The sequence below is a fragment of the Acinetobacter higginsii genome (assembly GCF_000369525.1).
GTDB classification, from domain to species: Bacteria; Pseudomonadota; Gammaproteobacteria; order Pseudomonadales; family Moraxellaceae; genus Acinetobacter; species Acinetobacter higginsii.
In genome coordinates this window covers 590,651-609,557 of sequence record NZ_KB850071.1, presented here as the reverse complement: position 1 = coordinate 609,557, position 18,907 = coordinate 590,651, and the positions used below count along the sequence as shown (strand labels likewise).

Annotated in this window: 17 protein-coding genes and 1 rRNA gene; 8 read left to right on the top strand and 10 right to left on the bottom strand. The window is 40.0% G+C overall.

The window, feature by feature from the left end; all coding sequences use genetic code 11:
- The 5 genes from F902_RS06020 to F902_RS06000 form a co-directional block, all read right to left on the bottom strand.
- Positions 1 to 1,127: ribosomal RNA gene (locus F902_RS06020) — 16S ribosomal RNA — on the bottom strand; the annotation flags it as partial.
- Positions 1,128 to 1,551: 424 nt separating this feature from the next.
- Positions 1,552 to 2,109: a peptidylprolyl isomerase gene (locus F902_RS06015; RefSeq protein ID WP_005201825.1), complete on the bottom strand. Its 558-nt coding sequence runs from the start codon at positions 2,107 to 2,109 to the stop codon at positions 1,552 to 1,554.
- 133 nt (positions 2,110 to 2,242) lie between these two features.
- A complete protein-coding gene (locus F902_RS06010; protein WP_017402117.1) occupies positions 2,243 to 3,313 on the bottom strand; it encodes an alpha/beta hydrolase in 1,071 nt (356 codons plus the stop codon).
- A 360-nt stretch (positions 3,314 to 3,673) separates the two neighbouring features.
- Positions 3,674 to 3,913, bottom strand: coding sequence for a hypothetical protein (locus F902_RS06005; protein ID WP_005201819.1), 240 nt, complete (start codon positions 3,911 to 3,913; stop codon positions 3,674 to 3,676).
- A 388-nt stretch (positions 3,914 to 4,301) separates the two neighbouring features.
- A complete protein-coding gene (locus tag F902_RS06000; RefSeq protein ID WP_005201817.1) occupies positions 4,302 to 5,156 on the bottom strand; it encodes an MBL fold metallo-hydrolase in 855 nt (284 codons plus the stop codon).
- Between the two features lie 107 nt (positions 5,157 to 5,263).
- Here F902_RS06000 and F902_RS05995 point away from each other — a divergent pair, with 107 nt between their 5' ends.
- The 3 genes from F902_RS05995 (at position 5,264) to dnaK (ending at position 8,957) form a co-directional block, all read left to right on the top strand.
- Complete coding sequence (locus tag F902_RS05995) at positions 5,264 to 6,157, top strand: LysR family transcriptional regulator (RefSeq protein ID WP_005201815.1); 894 nt, start codon at positions 5,264 to 5,266, stop codon at positions 6,155 to 6,157.
- Positions 6,158 to 6,316: 159 nt separating this feature from the next.
- A complete protein-coding gene (gene grpE / locus F902_RS05990) occupies positions 6,317 to 6,862 on the top strand; it encodes a nucleotide exchange factor GrpE (protein WP_005186322.1) in 546 nt (181 codons plus the stop codon).
- A gap of 151 nt (positions 6,863 to 7,013) precedes the next feature.
- Positions 7,014 to 8,957 carry a molecular chaperone DnaK gene (gene dnaK, locus F902_RS05985; RefSeq protein ID WP_005201812.1) on the top strand — a complete coding sequence of 648 codons (1,944 nt, stop codon included), beginning with the start codon at positions 7,014 to 7,016 and terminating at the stop codon, positions 8,955 to 8,957.
- A gap of 121 nt (positions 8,958 to 9,078) precedes the next feature.
- On the opposite strand, the gene F902_RS05980 is transcribed toward dnaK, so the two are convergent.
- Entirely contained in the window at positions 9,079 to 9,957 is an 879-nt protein-coding gene (locus tag F902_RS05980) for an MBL fold metallo-hydrolase (protein WP_005201809.1), read from the bottom strand.
- Positions 9,958 to 10,158: 201 nt separating this feature from the next.
- Between F902_RS05980 and F902_RS05975 the strand changes: the two genes are divergently transcribed.
- From F902_RS05975 to F902_RS05955, 5 genes are all read left to right on the top strand, one after another.
- Positions 10,159 to 10,569, top strand: coding sequence for a hypothetical protein (locus F902_RS05975; protein WP_005201807.1), 411 nt, complete (start codon positions 10,159 to 10,161; stop codon positions 10,567 to 10,569).
- Between the two features lie 3 nt (positions 10,570 to 10,572).
- A complete protein-coding gene (locus F902_RS05970; protein WP_005201806.1) occupies positions 10,573 to 11,481 on the top strand; it encodes a matrixin family metalloprotease in 909 nt (302 codons plus the stop codon).
- Between the two features lie 381 nt (positions 11,482 to 11,862).
- A complete protein-coding gene (locus tag F902_RS05965) occupies positions 11,863 to 12,774 on the top strand; it encodes a matrixin family metalloprotease (RefSeq protein ID WP_004803275.1) in 912 nt (303 codons plus the stop codon).
- Positions 12,775 to 13,158: 384 nt separating this feature from the next.
- A complete protein-coding gene (locus tag F902_RS05960) occupies positions 13,159 to 14,067 on the top strand; it encodes a matrixin family metalloprotease (RefSeq protein ID WP_005201804.1) in 909 nt (302 codons plus the stop codon).
- 109 nt (positions 14,068 to 14,176) lie between these two features.
- Positions 14,177 to 14,560, top strand: coding sequence for a hypothetical protein (locus F902_RS05955; protein WP_162180594.1), 384 nt, complete (start codon positions 14,177 to 14,179; stop codon positions 14,558 to 14,560).
- A 51-nt stretch (positions 14,561 to 14,611) separates the two neighbouring features.
- Here the strand turns inward: F902_RS05955 and F902_RS05950 are convergent, their stop codons facing one another.
- From F902_RS05950 to F902_RS05935, 4 genes are all read right to left on the bottom strand, one after another.
- Positions 14,612 to 15,910, bottom strand: coding sequence for a lytic murein transglycosylase (locus tag F902_RS05950; protein ID WP_005201802.1), 1,299 nt, complete (start codon positions 15,908 to 15,910; stop codon positions 14,612 to 14,614).
- Between the two features lie 595 nt (positions 15,911 to 16,505).
- Entirely contained in the window at positions 16,506 to 17,627 is a 1,122-nt protein-coding gene (locus F902_RS05945) for a 5-(carboxyamino)imidazole ribonucleotide synthase (RefSeq protein ID WP_005201801.1), read from the bottom strand.
- 68 nt (positions 17,628 to 17,695) lie between these two features.
- Entirely contained in the window at positions 17,696 to 18,208 is a 513-nt protein-coding gene (gene purE / locus F902_RS05940; RefSeq protein ID WP_005201799.1) for a 5-(carboxyamino)imidazole ribonucleotide mutase, read from the bottom strand.
- Positions 18,209 to 18,344: 136 nt separating this feature from the next.
- Complete coding sequence (locus F902_RS05935) at positions 18,345 to 18,698, bottom strand: DMT family protein (protein ID WP_005186310.1); 354 nt, start codon at positions 18,696 to 18,698, stop codon at positions 18,345 to 18,347.
- Between the last annotated feature and the right edge of the window lie 209 nt (positions 18,699 to 18,907).

Genomic DNA, 18,907 nt, shown 5'->3' with positions numbered 1-18,907 from the left:
GCTGGCAAATAAGGAAAAGGGTTGCGCTCGTTGCGGGACTTAACCCAACATCTCACGACACGAGCTGACGACAGCCATGCAGCACCTGTATGTAAGTTCCCGAAGGCACCAATCCATCTCTGGAAAGTTCTTACTATGTCAAGACCAGGTAAGGTTCTTCGCGTTGCATCGAATTAAACCACATGCTCCACCGCTTGTGCGGGCCCCCGTCAATTCATTTGAGTTTTAGTCTTGCGACCGTACTCCCCAGGCGGTCTACTTATCGCGTTAGCTGCGCCACTAAAGCCTCAAAGGCCCCAACGGCTAGTAGACATCGTTTACGGCATGGACTACCAGGGTATCTAATCCTGTTTGCTCCCCATGCTTTCGTACCTCAGCGTCAGTATTAGGCCAGATGGCTGCCTTCGCCATCGGTATTCCTCCAGATCTCTACGCATTTCACCGCTACACCTGGAATTCTACCATCCTCTCCCATACTCTAGCTGACCAGTATCGAATGCAATTCCTAAGTTAAGCTCAGGGATTTCACATCCGACTTAATCAGCCGCCTACGCACGCTTTACGCCCAGTAAATCCGATTAACGCTCGCACCCTCTGTATTACCGCGGCTGCTGGCACAGAGTTAGCCGGTGCTTATTCTGCGAGTAACGTCCACTATCCAGTAGTATTAGTACTAGTAGCCTCCTCCTCGCTTAAAGTGCTTTACAACCAAAAGGCCTTCTTCACACACGCGGCATGGCTGGATCAGGCTTTCGCCCATTGTCCAATATTCCCCACTGCTGCCTCCCGTAGGAGTCTGGGCCGTGTCTCAGTCCCAGTGTGGCGGATCATCCTCTCAGACCCGCTACAGATCGTCGCCTTGGTAGGCCTTTACCCCACCAACTAGCTAATCCGACTTAGGCTCATCATTTAGCGCAAGGTCCGAAGATCCCCTGCTTTCTCCCGTAGGACGTATGCGGTATTAGCATTCCTTTCGGAATGTTGTCCCCCACTAAATGGCAGATTCCTAAGCATTACTCACCCGTCCGCCGCTAAGTGATAGTGCAAGCACCATCACTCCGCTCGACTTGCATGTGTTAAGCCTGCCGCCAGCGTTCAATCTGAGCCATGATCAAACTCTTCAGTTTAAAATCATTAGTAGCTTATGGCTACAAATCTTGGCTCATCAATTTTCTGACTAAAAATTCGCTCAAATAAACTTCGAGAAATTTTTACCATTCAATCAATGAAATATTTTCGATCGATCAACCAGTAAAAATCCACACAAGTTGTTCTTCTATTCTCTTAATGATCTCTTTACCACCTCGCCAGTGGTAAATTAACGCAATAAATATTTAACAACTTAACCAGTTAAAGCTAAGTTATTTTTGCTTCATCGCGTCGGGATGAGTGCATTATAGGAGTTTTTTTTTAGGGTGCAAGTCTTTTTAAACCCTTGTTTTATCAAGTGTTCTTTTTTTACACACAAACATGTTCAATAAAGCAGCATAACTCTCGTAAGTATATAAAATTAAAGCAGAAATATTCTATACATATTTCTGCTTTGTTTTTTTACTTACTGTTCTTTATCTGTACGCTGATAATTTTAATGGGTTGTTTCGGTACATTTTGATGCATCCCATAGTTTGCCGTTGGTACATTTACAATCTTATCGACAATATCCATGCCTTTAGTTACTTTACCAAATACGGCGTAACCTGCATCCATCGGTGACTTATTTAAGAAGTTATTATCTGCGACATTAATAAAGAATTGGCTGCTTGCAGAGTTCGGGTTACTGGTACGTGCCATGGCTAAAGTACCGCGGGTGTTCTTCAAACCGTTCCCAGACTCATTCACGATTGGTGCTTTAGTTGTCTTCTCAATCATATTGGCATCTAAACCACCGCCCTGCACCATAAAGCCAGGAATCACACGATGGAAGATCGTGCCTGTATAGAAGTTGCTTTTTACATAGCTTTCAAAGTTTTTTGCCGACACAGGTGCTTTATCATCAAAAAGTTCAATTTCGATGTTGCCCATACTGGTTTTCATATCAACCATGGTATTTGCAAATAAATGGCTGCTTGCCAAAATTAAACCTGTTGTCATGAACAACTTTTTCATCATTGCTTTTCTCGGCTTGATCATTAATTTGTTGTGAACGCTCATCTTAGTTTTGCTGATTCTATTTTGCTATTTCTATTTGTTATCTTTAAAACAAAAAACCGATGTTTCACGTGAAACATCGGCTCGGACTTTATTAACAATGTTTGTCCCAAAATTTTCTAAAGTTTTTGGCAACTTCAATGGTATTGCGTTTTGCCTTGCTTGAGACTGGCGTGAGGTTAATAAAGCCATGGGTTTGATCAGGGTAATCCACGTATTGTACTTTTACGCCGTTTTGTCTGAGCTTATGACTATAGATTGCACCTTCATCATGCAATAGATCATGCCCTGCTGTAATCACATAAGTAGGCGCCAACTTTCTAAGACTGCCATAGGTTGGTGAGATCAACGGATCATCTAATGCAACATCATGCTGTGTTGCATAATAGTCAGTCACATAATCCACATCTTTACTGGTCAGCACCAAACCCTCTCCATAGGCATAGAACGAAGGATGGCGGCTTTTGAAGTCAACCACGGGATAAATCAATAATTGTGCTTGTGGTGCATAGGCTTTACCAACAGAGTGCTGTGCAACCACAGTACTAATATTGCCCCCTGCACTATCACCTGCAACCGCAATACGATTCTTATAGATTTTCAATTGACGGCGATTTTGATATACCCACGCCAGTGCATCTTCACATGATTTGATCAGCAGTTGTGGTGATGCTTCTGGTGCAAGTGGATAATCAATACTTAAGACCTGTACTTTTGCATATTTGGCAATCAGACGGCAGGCTTCATCATGGGTATCCAAACCGCCCACCACAAAACCACCACCATGATAGAACACAATGATCGGCAATTTCTTATTCGGTGCAGGATGATAATGTCTGGCAAAGACCGTACCACTTTGTAAAGGGAGACGAATATCCTCAACAGATTCAATCGATGTTGGTTTATTAATAATTGCCAACATTTGCGCATCAAACTGACGGCGAGACTCAATTGGATCATCACCAATAAAGCCAATGCGCCCTTGCTTAATTTGGACGGCCATCAAACATTTAGTAAAAGAATCTAAATCTGGATATTGGTGTGGATAAGCGAGAAGCTTAGCGAGAGACTCTTGAACAATTTTGGGGAGCTTATCTAGCGCTCGTGCAGCAGGGCCTTGCCCTTTGTCTAAAATTGTTTGAATTTTTTGAGGTAATGCTGTCACTTCTGTCCCCTTCTTCGCTCTGTCCATAATTCTTGTTGTCTTCGACTATATGCTTTTCTAAAGTCTTAGATCAAGTTCAAGATTTGAAAAATATGTCGTACGCTAAAGGGCTACTATCAAAAAGTCATTATCCATAGTGCTTATTCACAGCTATTTTTTATGTCAATTAAACGCTGTTTTAACATGAGATTGTTAAAACGATAAAACTAGAACGAATGAATTCGTTCTAGTTTATAGCATTCTAAAAGTGTCAGTTTTATGAATTAAGTTAACTTCGCGCAATGTATAGCAGTACATTAGTAAGATTGCATGCGGCATCGTGTGTTTAATCTCATGCGAAGCTAACTTCATTCTAAAAAATTATTGAGCTGTCGTACCTGCTGAACCAGAAACTGAGCCCGATACGTCAGCAGAAGCACCACCAGATTGAACATCAACTGATGAACCACCTTGTACGCCAACACCACCTTGTACGCCTGCTGGGCTTGCGCCTGTTGTTTGAGCTGAGCCAGACGCGTCTAAACCACCTTGAGTTGAGCAACCTACAGCTGTTAATGCAACACCGGCTACAACCGCAGAAATCAATGCTAACTTTTTCATTTCGTATTTCCTTTCATTATGACAAAAAGCAAAGTTGTCTTTGCGATGCCTATGATTCACAATTTTTTTCTCGGTCGTGATGCGGATTAGTTGCAGTTTGTTATGTAAGCCGCTCTATTTTGCAATTTTTCTTAAATCAACTCTTTTCATATTTCACATATTAAAAAAACATTCAAAATCGCTAAAGCATTAGAGTTAAAGTAATTTCACGGGTTTTATTTTTATTTTTTTAGTGAAAAAGCGATTATCTTATTTTTTTATAATTCATAGAAACACCGTACAATCTGCTTAAAAGATTACAATTGCGTAATTTTGATTAAAAATAAATGTAGCAGCCATAAAAAAACCGTGACTCCTGATCACGGTTTTTCCATTTATTTAGCTTGGTTTAAGGCCATTGCATCTCGCCTTTCACCACTTTGGCGCCCAACTCTAAACTGCTTGACTCGCCTAAAGTTGGATACTGTTTTTGCATAATTCCAATTAATTCAGCTGAATTTTTGCTGGCTTTTACCGCTTTTTCATACTGCTTTAAATAGTCAATTGAGAAATTCACCGCATCAAGACCTTCCGCTGCGCCTACTTTCATATGTGCAGGCACCACCACTTGTGGATTTAAGGCTTTGATACTCTCTAAAGTCTGTACCACTTCTGCACGATCTTTGGCTGTTGGAGTATCCGCAGTCCACAGATGAATACCCGATGATACTGGAATACCACCGACAACTGCTTTGGCACTCGGAATCCATAAATAAGTCAGTTCTTTCTTACCTTTGATTTCGATATTTTCATTTTCTAATTTTAAGGTTTTAGCCGTATACGCTTGCGGAACAATAATTTTGCTCGGTGCATTGGCACCCATTTTTGGTCCCCAGTACTGTACTTTCAGTGCTTGCGTATCCTGAATATGCTTCACCGTTTCAGGGGTCGCAATCACCTGCATGTTCGGGAAGTATTGCTTAAACACATCTAAACCAAAATAGAAGTCTGGATCGCCATAGCTGACAAAAATGGTTTTTAAGGTTTTACCGCTATCTAAAATATCAGCGGCAATACGCAATGCTTCCGATTTAGAAAATTGTGCATTCACCAATAACACTTCTTTATCACCTTCAATCAAGGTTGAAGTCACACCGAAGTGCTCAGGTTGAGCCAAAAAGTTTTGGATTTTTAAATCTTGTGCGAAAGCAGCAGATGTTGCTGTCAAAGTTGATAAAGCAATAATATAAGGTTTGGTATTCATCTTATCGTCTCCAATCTGATAAGAGACACTTTAAATTGCAATTATTGCTGAATAAACACTCTAAACTAAGATAAAATGTTGCATATCTTGCAACAATGATAATAACGATGGACACATTAAAAGCGATCCAAGTCTTTGTTTGTATTGCGCATCAAGGCAATCTGAGCAAAGCTGCTGAACATCTCGATTATTCTAAAGCGATGGTCTCCCGTTACTTAGACCATCTCGAACAAACTTTTTCGACGCGTCTGTTTCAACGCAATACGCGTAAAGTTTCACTCACCCCTGCGGGTGAGAAAGCGCTGGTCTACTGCGAAAATATTTTACAACAGCAACAACTATTAGAAGGCTTAGCCGCGCCAGAACAGCACAGTGGCACCATCCGTTTTACCTGCGGCTTATTTTTATTTCAGCTTGGTGTGAATGAATGTATTAAGCAATTTAAAAAACGCTATCCACAGATTCATTTTGATGTGTATTTAACGGAAAATACCGTGGACTTAATGGATGCTCATGTGGATCTTGCTTTGAGGATTACTCAGAAAGTCGCAGAAGGACTGATTGCCCGCCCAGTCTGTCAAATTGAATCCACCTTTTGCGCACACCCACATTACTTACAAGACCACACTCCCCTGTTACATCCCAGTCAACTCATTCAACATGAATGTATAGCCCATCACACACATAACCAATACTGGACCTTATTTGATACAGATCAGCAACCCCAGAACTATCCATTAAATGTTACGTTTAAAAGCAATGATGTGATTGCGCTTTATCAGATGTGTCTTAAAGCCCAAGGGATTGCGATGCTGCCAACGTTGCTGGTGCGTAAAGATATTGCTCAACAACGTTTGCAACAGGTGTTTACCGATTTTTCGGCACCCGATCTCACCTTATCTTTGGTTTATGCATCCAGACAACATTTACCGAAAATCACCCAAGAATTTATTGCTTTTGTGATTGAAAACTTAAATTTTTACTTAAATCAGCAAAATTAAAAGATTTAAATCGACCTGAACGCTTGAATTTTGTCGCGTTGCCCATACTTCATCCCTATCTATGAATGACCAAGATGTGGCAGTTCGGGTTTAACCCTATGAGCATTAACGCCAGAAGGACTGTACATGTTTAAGAACTTTTTTCAACGGAGATCATCAATGGCTAATGAGCACAATGAGCAAGCTCAAGACATTCAAAATGAGCAACAAACTGAACAAACTCAAGCTGAAGGTGTAGAGCAAGCAAACGAGCTTAGCGTTGAAGATTTACAAGCTCAAATCACCAAACTCGAAGAAAGCTTAAAACTCGAAAAAGCACGTACAGCCAATGCTGTTTATGAAGCACAAAAGAGTGTTGAACGTATTCAACGTGAGTCTGAAAAGCATAAAGAGACTGTGCTGGAAAAATTTGCGAAAGAATTATTGGATTCTGTCGATAACCTAGAACGTGCAATTCAGGCTGCGGGTGAAGAACAAACACCTGTACTTGAAGGGATTAAGCTGACTTTGAAATCACTACTCACCACGCTTGAGAAGTTTGGCGTAGTCGAAGCAGATACCCAAAATGGTTTCAATGCGGATTTACACCAAGCCGTAGGAATCGACCCGAATGCCAAAGCCAATCAAATTGGTACTGTTTTACAGAAAGGCTATACCTTAAATGGTCGTTTACTTCGCCCAGCGATGGTGATGGTGGGTCAATAATCTACGTGAGCAAAGCGTTTATTTGCTCAAAAGCGTACGAATCTGAGAGTTTTTTGATTTTTTTTCATAAAAATGCTTGAAAAATACCAATTGACTCTCATATCGAATAACAAGCAAAACATTGCAACAAAATTTTAGAGGAACACAAACAATGGCAAAAATTATTGGTATTGACTTAGGTACTACCAACTCATGTGTTGCTGTACTTGAAGGCGATAAAGTAAAAGTAATTGAAAACGCTGAAGGCGCGCGTACAACTCCATCGATCATTGCATATAAAGATGGTGAGATCCTTGTTGGTCAAAGTGCGAAACGTCAAGCGGTAACTAACCCGAAAAATACATTATTCGCAATCAAGCGTTTAATCGGTCGTCGCTACGAAGATCAAGCGGTACAAAAAGACATCGGTCTTGTGCCTTACAAAATCATCAAAGCAGACAATGGCGATGCTTGGGTTGAAGTAAACGATAAAAAATTAGCACCTCAACAGATCTCTGCTGAAATCTTGAAAAAGATGAAAAAAACTGCAGAAGACTATTTAGGTGAAACCGTAACTGAAGCAGTGATTACTGTTCCTGCTTACTTTAACGATGCGCAACGTCAAGCAACTAAAGATGCGGGTAAAATTGCAGGTCTTGATGTTAAACGTATCATTAACGAACCAACTGCTGCGGCACTTGCGTTCGGTATGGACAAAAAAGAAGGCGACCGTAAAGTTGCGGTGTATGACTTAGGTGGTGGTACATTCGACGTATCAATCATTGAAATCGCTGACCTTGATGGCGACCAACAAATCGAAGTGTTATCAACAAATGGTGATACTTTCCTTGGTGGTGAAGACTTTGATAACGCATTAATTGAATTCTTGGTTGAAGAGTTCAAGAAAGAACAAAGTGTGAACTTGAAAAATGATCCACTTGCGTTACAACGTTTGAAAGAAGCTGCTGAAAAAGCAAAAATCGAGCTTTCTTCTTCGAATGCAACTGAAATCAACCTTCCATACATCACTGCTGATGCGACTGGTCCTAAACACTTAGTGATCAACGTAACACGTGCAAAACTTGAAGGTTTGGTTGCTGACTTAGTTGCTCGTACGATTGAGCCTTGCCGTATTGCACTTAAAGATGCGGGTCTTTCGACGTCTGACATCTCTGACGTGATCTTGGTAGGCGGTCAGTCTCGTATGCCACTTGTACAACAAAAAGTACAAGAATTCTTCGGTAAAGAACCACGTAAAGACGTGAACCCGGACGAAGCGGTTGCGATTGGTGCTGCGATTCAAGGTGCGGTATTGTCTGGTGACAAAACTGACGTACTTTTATTAGACGTAACACCGTTAACACTTGGTATCGAAACCATGGGTGGCGTATTAACAGCGATTATTGAGAAAAACACGACGATTCCTGCAAAGAAATCTCAAGTATTCTCGACTGCTGCTGATAACCAACCTGCTGTAGACATTTCAGTGTTCCAAGGCGAACGTAAAATGGCTCAACAAAACAAATTGTTGGGTAACTTCCAATTAGGCGATATCCCACCTGCTCCACGTGGTGTACCGCAAATTGAAGTATCGTTCGACATCAATGCTGACGGTATCTTGAAAGTATCGGCTAAAGATAAGAGCACGGGTAAAGAGCAATCGATCCAGATTAAAGCAAACTCAGGTTTATCTGATGCTGAAATCGAAGCAATGATTAAAGATGCTGAAGCGAATGCTGAAGAAGATCGTAAGTTTGAAGAGTTAGCAAAAGCACGTAACGAAGCAGATGCGCTTGTTTCTAGCTCGACGAAAGCAGTTAAAGATCTTGGTGATAAAGTCACTGAAGATGAAAAAACTGCGATCACAACTGCGGTTTCTGAGCTTGAAGCAGCAACGAAAGAAAATGATGTTGAAGACATCAAAGCGAAAACTGAAGCTTTACAAAACATCTTGATGCCAATCACTCAACGTGCTTATGAACAAGCACAAGGTGCTGGCGGCGCAGAAGGTTTTGATCCAAATGCATTCCAAGGTGGTGATGCGGGTCAACAACAAAAAGCGGACGATGGCGTCGTAGATGCTGAGTTCACAGAAGTAAAAGATGACAAAAAATAATTTGTCTCTTTAAAAAAACCGCGCGCTGGCGCGGTTTTTTTTGCATTAAATTTTTATAATGCAGCATGGAGCCCCTTGTTGGGCTACGAACAATGAATCAAAACCAATATATAGAAAGTAACTATTTAGATTGCTCAAAATACAGCTCACCCAAAATCGGCATAAACAAAGGTATTACACCACAGGCTTTTATTTCTTCAATAAACTCAGGAATATTCACGCCCGGCAACAACTGCGGTGGCGCATCAATCGGCGTCACCATGCTATCCCAATGACATGGAATAATGTATTTCGGTTTCAGTAATCGCACCACATCTTTGACATAGTTTGGACGATATTTGCGTCCGATTGCACATAAACACACAATATCAGCTTGTTTGCCCTGCAACTCTTGCTCGATAAAATCGGCGGAATCAATGTGAACAACGCGCAGCTGGCCTGTATCAATCCACCAGTTCAACACCAAACCATGTCGTAACTGATGAAATTTTGGTGGATACGGTGGTGGTACGGTCATATCTCCTGGCAATGGAACACGACCAAACAAGGCTTTGCCATGGATTGAAGGCAAGCCAATCACTTGCCAAGAACCGCAGTGAATCACCTCCCTGCCCTGTGTGGCTTGCATCTGTTGCTCAGGCAAGCCTGCAGAACGTCCATACATCACACTGGCTTGTGAACCAATCAAGCGAGCGCCTGTTTGTTTACACACTTCTGCAGCATCCAGAATATGGTCATAATGTGCATGGCCAATCAGTACCTCATCTGCATCAGGGATATAGTGTTTGACCAATGCTGGATCGCTAGATAAAGGTTGAGTAAAGGTCTGCCAAAGACTTGGACGGCTAATAAAAGGATCAAGCACTAAGGTTCGATTATTATCAGACAGAATAAACCCTGCAGTCCCCAAATATTTAATTTTTAGATTTTCTGCCTTTGCTGGTGCGGGCGAAACCACCGCCCATGCAGCCTCAGGCGCTTTGAGTAGATATTTCAGCATGCATATTCCTTTGCATTTTATTCTAATTGTCAGAATGAATTGTCTCACTCACCATATAACCCGTGTATGAGTTAACCCCACATAAAATACTAAACCTAAACCTTAAGCAAATCGAGTTTAATACAATAATATTGGCTTGATACACATGAAATTATTTTCGGTATAATCCCAAGTATTAAAAAAATGATACTTAGATTAAAGATGAAAATAGATCCTGTCATTAGCAAAACTAGATTTAGATTAATGCTTATATTTTCACTGCTTAGTTTTCTCATAAGCTCAATATTTGATGCTTACAATGAAACATCCATTGCAATAAGCGAACTCGTATCAAGAGATCCTCAGAACTGGGAACTTGTCATCTCAGGCATACTTATGCTTGGTTTTGTTATTGTATTCATCGGCTTACTTTTATTTAAACAATGGGCAAGAAAGCTTTACGTCTATAGTTTTTTCCCACTGTTACTTATTTATCTTTTACCAAGCTATGCTTCGACATTCATATCTTGTTTTGGCGCCATTTTTTATGAGCTAGGTAATATCTTCACCACCCTCATATGGGGATTCTTAGTGGTGCCAAGCCTATATCAACCTCTATTTTCCAAAAAATAACGAATGAAATTCTTCCTCCTTCTTGTATTGGTACTCTTTTTACTTTGGTCAGGCTATCAAACCCGCCAACACCCTCAGCTTAAATTTAATTCGCTGACAGACCGTATCGCCAGTCCACTGGATACACGCCTACGCTATCGTATTGCCGAAGTTGACCCTCGTTTTAAACTCAGTATCGAGCAAGTCAAAACCATTAGCAAACAAGCGACACAAATCTGGAAAGATGGTACTGGGCAAGATTATTTTGTTTACGATCCTCATGCGCAGCTCGCGATTCATCTGATTTATGATGAGCGTCAAATGGAAAGCGAACAACGCAGAGAACACCTCAACCAACTTGAATCCAATCAACAACACTGGGTAGAAAAAAAGCGGCAGCTTGATCAGATTGAACAGGAAATCCTGAGCAGTAAACATCTTCTCGACTTAAAACAGCAACAACTGAATCAGCAAATACAGCACTATAATCAAGAACAACAAAATGCACGACAGCATCCCAGTTCTTTTGCCAACCCAGAATATTTTCAGCAACGGCAGCGGGATTTAGAGCAGAATGTGCAAACATTACAACAAGAAATTGCTCAATATAATCAGAGAATCATGCAGTTAAATCAGCAGGTTGATGAACTCAATGCTTTAGACCAGCAGCTCAATGCCTCCGTCAGCCAATATAAGCAACGCTTTAAACCCCATTTATTTCATAAGGGCTTATTTAATGGCAAACAAATATTAATTTACGAGTTTGAATCAACAGATGACTTACGTTTAACTATCGCACATGAGTTCGGCCATGCATTGGGGCTACAACATGCTGATGATCCACAAGCACTCATGCATCCTATTATGAAAGATCAAGATACTGCGCATTTCCGTTTGACCCAAGCAGACCTCTCTCTTTTATTAGCAAGATAGTCCCAACACATTGTTATGGTCTGATCTCTCGAAAAAACGACTCAAATTGAATGGACTATAAATGTCACAATCCAGCAATTTTTAACTATAAAGTAAAAAACTTTTCAACTTTGGATAAATTTTACAAAAGTTAACAATTGGCCATTTTTTCGCTCTCTGCTCAAGGATTTTTTGCCATTATCAATTTAATCCGTTGATATTTTTTAACTTACGATCAAAAAACACACATGTTCTTCATTTTTTTATTGTGCAAATCACTCGATTCAATTTTTTATTTATTAGAACAAAATCACATTTTTTAGTTTTATTTATTAAATACATAGCATTTTGACGCCCACAAAATAATGATGAAAAATAAGTTTTATTTGGGGGGATTTCAGCATGCGAGTTCATTATCTAGCATTCTTTATTGCTTGTTTGAGTGTGAGCCTACCTCAGTTCAGCAGCGCTCAAGCAAATATCAATCATACGGATGGACATCAGCACCAAGCCACAAAAAAAATAGTGCATTATCGTATTGCCGACATTGATCCACGCTTTAATTTAAGTCAACAACAAGTCCTCGAACTCACCCAGCAAGCAGCCAAGCTTTGGGAACAAGAAACAGGACAACAAAACTTTATTTATGATCCTCAAGCTGAATTCAGCATTAATTTAATCTTTGATGAACGTCAACAACGTAGCACAGATCGTTTACAAGGCCTAGATCAACTGAAGCAACAACAACAACAGTGGGAAAATCAAAATCTACAATTACAGCAAGTCAAAGAGGAAATTCAAAGAACGACTGCTTTAATCGCCAGCAAACAGGCACAACTCAATCTCCAATTCCAGCAATACAATACTGAGGTTTTGCGTTTCAACCAAACCCGTTCTACTTCTAAAGATTTAGCTCAACAATTTTCACAAAGGCAGAAGGCTTTAGAACAACAGTCTTTAGTGTTGCAACGTGAAGTTCAAGAACATAATCAACGTACACAGCAGCTCAATCAACGCATTCAAAATCTAAATCAAACCAATCAACAACTGGTTGCCTCGGCAAGCCAATTTAATCAGGTCTTTCAACCACATTTGTTCCATAAAGGACACTTCAACGGTAAACAAATTCTGATCTATGAATTTTCTTCTACCAATGATCTGCGTTTGACCTTAGCACATGAATTTGGTCATGCACTCGGTCTAGAGCATACCAATGATCCACGCTCACTGATGTACCCAGTGATTCAAAAACAAAACTTTCAGCAATTTGCACTCACTGATTCTGATAAGGATTTGGTAAAAGCCATTTATTGATAGCAACAGCAGGTTTTTCTTTACAAGAATTAACATTGACTAGACTTTAAGTATAGTTTTTGTACAAATAAATAAATATTTTATGTGAAATAGAATGTATTTTTTTAAGATGTAAAAAATATTTTTGCAGCTTACTTTGATCATCGATTAAAGATTTAATGCATTAAAAATAAAAAATAAACAGTTGTTCTCGCATTGGTTTTAGATCATTTAATAAACAAATCCTGTTTTTTTTGCACGATTTTTACCAATATGTCTACAAATGTATTTTTATTCATTTTCCAGAAATATCGTTAAAACTCATAAATTGAACGATCTTCTATCAATTTGACTACTGATTTTTTTTGAATAAAATGTGACCTCTTTCAAGCTTTATCTCCTATTATGCGTCTTTTATCTCTCCTTATGGCTGCATGTTTTACCTTGCTAGCCCCAGTCTCGACTTTTGCTAAAATTAGCTCGACTGCTCCAGCACAGTCGCAAGTTCGCTATAACACAGAACAACCTTTACGTTATCGTATTGCTGAACTTGACCCGCGTTTGAACATCGATCAACAACAAATGATCGAATTAAGCCAACAGGCTGCTGCAATTTGGGAAAAGAACACGGGTCAAAAATATTTTGTGTATGATCCTGACGCAGATTTTGTGATTAATCTGGTTTTTGACCAACGTCAAATTCGTAGCATGAAACGTGCTGAAAGTTTGAGTCAACTTGAGCAAGAACAACAGAATTGGTTGAATAGAAATGAGAAATTGCAGAGAACCAATGCTGATTTAGCAGAAAGCAATGCTCAACTTGAACTACAAAAGAAAGCCTACGAAAATCAGGCCCAACAATATCAACAAGGCTTAGCGCAATATAAGGCAGACAGCAACAATAAAGCATTGTTCGCTGCACTGCAAAAACAGCAACAACAGTTGCAGCAACAAGCCCAGAAATTGCAGGCAAAGATTACTGAATACAACCATAAAGTTCAGCAAACTCAGGAAAAGGCTGAAAAATCGAAACAAGTCCATCAACAGTTAAGTGCTTCTGTAAATGAGTTTAATGAGACGTTTAAGCCTGAAGTGCTACACAAAGGTCAATTTGATGGAAAGCAGATTTTTATTTATGAATTTTCATCAACTGATGACTTACGTTTAACCTTAGCACACGAATTTGGTCATGCTTTGGGTCTAAAACATACCGGTGATCCAAGATCTTTGATGTATCCACGGATTAAAGATCAGGATGCAAAAGATTTTCAACTGACTGAGACTGATCTAAAGCTATTAGGTTTAGCGGATTAATCGAACATAATAGGTCGATATAAGATGATCTGCTAAGCAATAACAAGAATGGGTCGATTGTTTTGATTTATTCATGTTATTGTGATGATAAAACATCATCTTAGCCTTAATGGAGATCAGCATGAGTTATTATCATATCTTAATTGAAGTGAACGACCACATCAGTACGATTGAACAGACTCGTGATATCGAACTCTTGAATATTCAAGATATTAGCCCTTATCTCCATGCCATCTTAATTCCTTATTTCAATGAGCAAGAGTTAGAGCTTGAAGATGAAAATCTTGCTTATGATGAAGTGTTGCATCTTGAAATCAAACAAACGCTATTGCCTATCGAGCACTTGATTGAAGAAGAACAAAAACAATTACCAAGTGATACCGATGTCACTATCACCGCTTATGAAATCTTTAATGATCGTGATTTAAGCCAAGATGTCACAGCGGTAATTTTTGATATTTTAGAAGCCGTTAAATTAGATGCTGCCCCTTAATTAAAAAAGGTCTGCCCATGGGCAGACCTTTTTTAATTATCGAGTTCAAATTTATTTCATCATTTGCTTGGCCTGTTCCTGACGGAACGCACGTAAAATCTGCTGCCCTGCACGTCCAGTCTGGTTTAAACCAAGACGGCTCTGTTCTTGGCGAATGGCCTGACGGCTTTTATCGCCAATCAATCCATCGACTGCACCAATATCATAACCACGCTGCACTAAAAACTGTTGAATTTCACGACGTTCTGCACGCGATGTCCCTGCATCATCGGTTGGCCAAGCGGTTAAAAATGGCGTACCACCACGTAAACGATCGGATAAATGTGCAATGGCTAAACCATAGCTTTCAGCCGCGTTATAACTATAAATGGCATCGAAGTTTTTAAATACCAGGAATAATGGACCATTGGCACCCGCCGGTGAAATCAGTCCCGCTGGCGTACTGCCCGATAAATTACCTTGAATTAACGCGGTGCCATCCGCACGGGTGACCCCTTGCGCAATCCAGCTGTTCAATGCTTTCTTATTACGACGGCTTTCACCCGAGATCGACATGCCTTGTGGGATTTTAACCTCAAAGCCCCATGGCATACCAGTTTGCCACCCTGCTCGTTTTAAGAAATTAGCCGTCGAAGCCAAGGCATCGGTGGTACTTGAAACCAAATCACGGCGACCATCACCATCAAAATCAACTGCTAGGCGTTCATAGGTTGATGGCATAAACTGAGTATGACCAAAAGCCCCTGCCCATGAACCATAAAGTTGGTCTTGGGTTAAATCACCACGTTGTAAAATACGCATAGTGGCAAAAAACTCACCACGGAAATAACTTTGACGACGACCTTCACAACTCAAAGTACCCAATGCCTGTAATAAAGGATATTTACCCGAAATATCACCATAGTTACTTTCGACACCCCATACAGCTACGACTGTTTCAGCAGGTACACCATAGGCCTGCTCAACTCGGTTCAAGACAGCACGATGTTGAGTAAGTTTTTGCTGTCCTGCTTGTACTCGTTCGTTATCCACAAGGCCAGATAAATAATCCCAGATTGGGGTCGAAAATTCAGGCTGATAATTTAATTTATCAATGACAGAGTAGTCTGGCGTCAAATTTTGTGTATAGCGATCATATGTTGCGCCTGATACACCCGATGCGATTGCCTGCGAACGCAAATTGGCAATACAGCCCTGAAAATTAGAATTTGGCGTATAATTACTGCTGGCAACAGTCGCTGTTGTGGCGGGTGTCGAAACTGTTGCACCGTTAATCACAAGCTCGGCATGCGCCTGATTGAAAAAAGTAAATAAGGCAGTGCCTAGAAAAAAAGAAAAATGACGTTTCATGACTGAACCAAAACTTTTGAATTTAAATTTCCTCTCCACCTTAACACGCTATATGAAGATGTATAGTTTGGAAACGTAACTTTGAATTCATTTCTCAGTTTTTTAAATTTAAAACACTGCTTTTAAATTCATAATTCAGGCTTTATTTTAAATTTAAAAGTTATCAACAAGCCCAATTTAAATTCAAAAATACAATACTGGATAACTCGATCTTTTAAATTTAAAAAACTTATCCACCTTTAAATTCATTTCTTCGAGTTAAACGGTACGTGATTCAAACAGAACGCCAAGAAAACAATAAGCTTTTATTTCTTATATTATTATAGAAGCAATAGATATCCACATCTTATCATTTAAATTTAAAAACCTATTATCACCTTATTTTTAAATTTAAAACGGGATGTCTATTTTGAATTTAAAAACGCAAAACGACTTATCCACTTTTATTTAAATTCAAATAAACAACGCAATTTTAAATTCAAAATACCTGAAATAATTTATCCACAACACCCTAATGTTTATTTTTTAAATTTAAAAGTATTCTAGAATTAAAAAAGCGATCCAAAGATCGCTTTTTTAGGCATTGTGGATAAGTTTAGATGCTCATATCATCGGTTAATGCCAATGGAACAGGTAATATTTTCGCCAATTGGCGGCATAAATCGGTTAAATCATCTGAATGATTTGGCATTAAAGTAATATGTCCCAACTTACGGCCAGTACGCTCAGACTTATTATAGAGGTGTAAATGTGCGCCATTCAGTGCCAAAACATCTTCTGACTTGGGATGCTGACCAATAATATTGATCATCACACTTGGGCGAATCACTTCAGTTGCACCTAATGGTAAGCCTGCAACGGCACGGATATGGTTTTCAAATTGCGAGCAAATCGCACCTTCAATCGACCAATGACCTGAGTTATGCACACGACACGCCATTTCATTGGCACATAAACCTTGTTCTGTGACAAATAGTTCAAGTGTGAGAACACCCACATAATCTAAGTGCTTCAACAAACGGGTAATATAGTCTTGCGCAACAGGCTGTAGATCAGCACTATTTGGTGCAGGTACGATTGAGTGTGACAAGATACCATTATGATGATGATTCTCAGCCAAAGCCCAAGTTTTCACATCACCATTTTGTCCACGTACCGCAATAATCGATACTTCGCGACTGAATTTGACAAAACTTTCTGCCACCAAACTTTTTGCAGGACCTAATTCAGCCCAAGCTGTCTCAATTTGATCTTCAGTGCGTAAAACGAATTGACCTTTACCATCATAACCACCCGTTACGGTTTTCAATACGATGGGTAATCCAAGATCCGATACCGCTTGTTTTAAGCTTTCTAAACTATCCACAGCGCGATACGGTGCAACTGGAATGCTCAACTCATCAAACAAACGTTTTTCAGCCAAACGATTTTGTGCAGTCGCCAAAGCAAGGCGAGGAGGGTGCAAAGTTTTGCTTTGTGTCAAAACATCCACATCTGCAACAGGTGTATTTTCGAATTCAAGGCTAAATACATCCGCGCTTGCAATAAAATCCTGTAATCCCTGCGCCGCTTGGCTCGAAAAAACTGGACCCAAAATCGCAGCAGGACAATCTGTTTCTGCTTCAAAGAAGGTGCATTGAATATTCAGTGGTAACGCTGCTTGTGCCATCATCCGGCCTAGCTGCCCACCACCAAAAATACCGATGGTTTTATTCATATCTATAACTCTTTTGCTCAGACAAAGTCTTCGCCTTACATTCGGGCAAAGCGTTGCTTTGCTTATCCTCATTCATGACCAGGAATGTTATTACTCGATACTTTTTCTGTTTGTGCAGTACGGAAGTCAGTCACATTTTTAGCGATGTCTGGACGAGTTAAACCTAAAATCTGTGCCGCCAGAATTGCAGCATTCGTCGCACCTGCCTGACCAATTGCCAAAGTACCGACTGCGATACCTGCTGGCATTTGTACAATCGAAAGCAATGAATCAACGCCATTCAAAATCGATGATTTCACTGGTACACCCAATACAGGTAAATCAGTTTTAGCCGCACACATACCTGGTAAATGTGCAGCACCACCGGCACCTGCAATAATTACCTGAATACCACGTTCACGAGCTGTTTCAGCATATTCAAATAAACGATCTGGCGTACGATGCGCAGAAACCACTTCAGCTTCAAAAGGAACACCCAACTGTTTGAGCATGTTAGCGGTATGTTCAAGTGTTGCCCAATCTGATTGAGAACCCATGATAATTCCGACTAAAGGTTGGCTATCTGTTGCGACCGCATTCATTGGCTTTTCCAAAACATGATAAAAATAGACAAGTATCTCGACTTACGCCAAGCACAAGGGAATAAATTGGCAGATATTATAGCGGTTTTTTCAGGCATCCCCAACAAAAGAACGCGTTAACTGACGCCTTGAAAAATTAACTTTGATTTCTAAAAACAAAGTAGACACAACCCATTAAACACAGCATCGCCCAGATGTAATCAAGTTTGAAGGGTTGTTTAAACACAAAAATCATAAAGGGCACAAACACCATTAAGGTCACGACTTCCTGAGTAATTTTCATTTCACCCAGACTCCAGCCATGCTGGTTGAGCAACTTGGTGGCAGGAATCATAAAGCTGTATTCCAGCAAGGCAATACACCAGCTAAATAAGATCGCCTGCCAAATGGGCGCATCATGCAGAATTTTCAGATGCCCATACCACGCCAAAGTCATAAAACAGTTGGAAATAATCAACAAACATAACGCTAAAAGAGTAGGGCTCAACATAATGTGCTTTTATCCAGATAAAGGTTGAACAGCAGAGGTGAAATGCTTGTAAAAACGCTGAAATTTTAGCATTCATCCGTGCAATTAGAACTAAACAACAACAACGAATTTTGACTATCTTTTCCATGCAAGCCTTGCTATCGTTGCGTTTGATTTTTATTGATAACGACAATCATACACACGATATCAGTGCTGTATGAAAAGCAGTG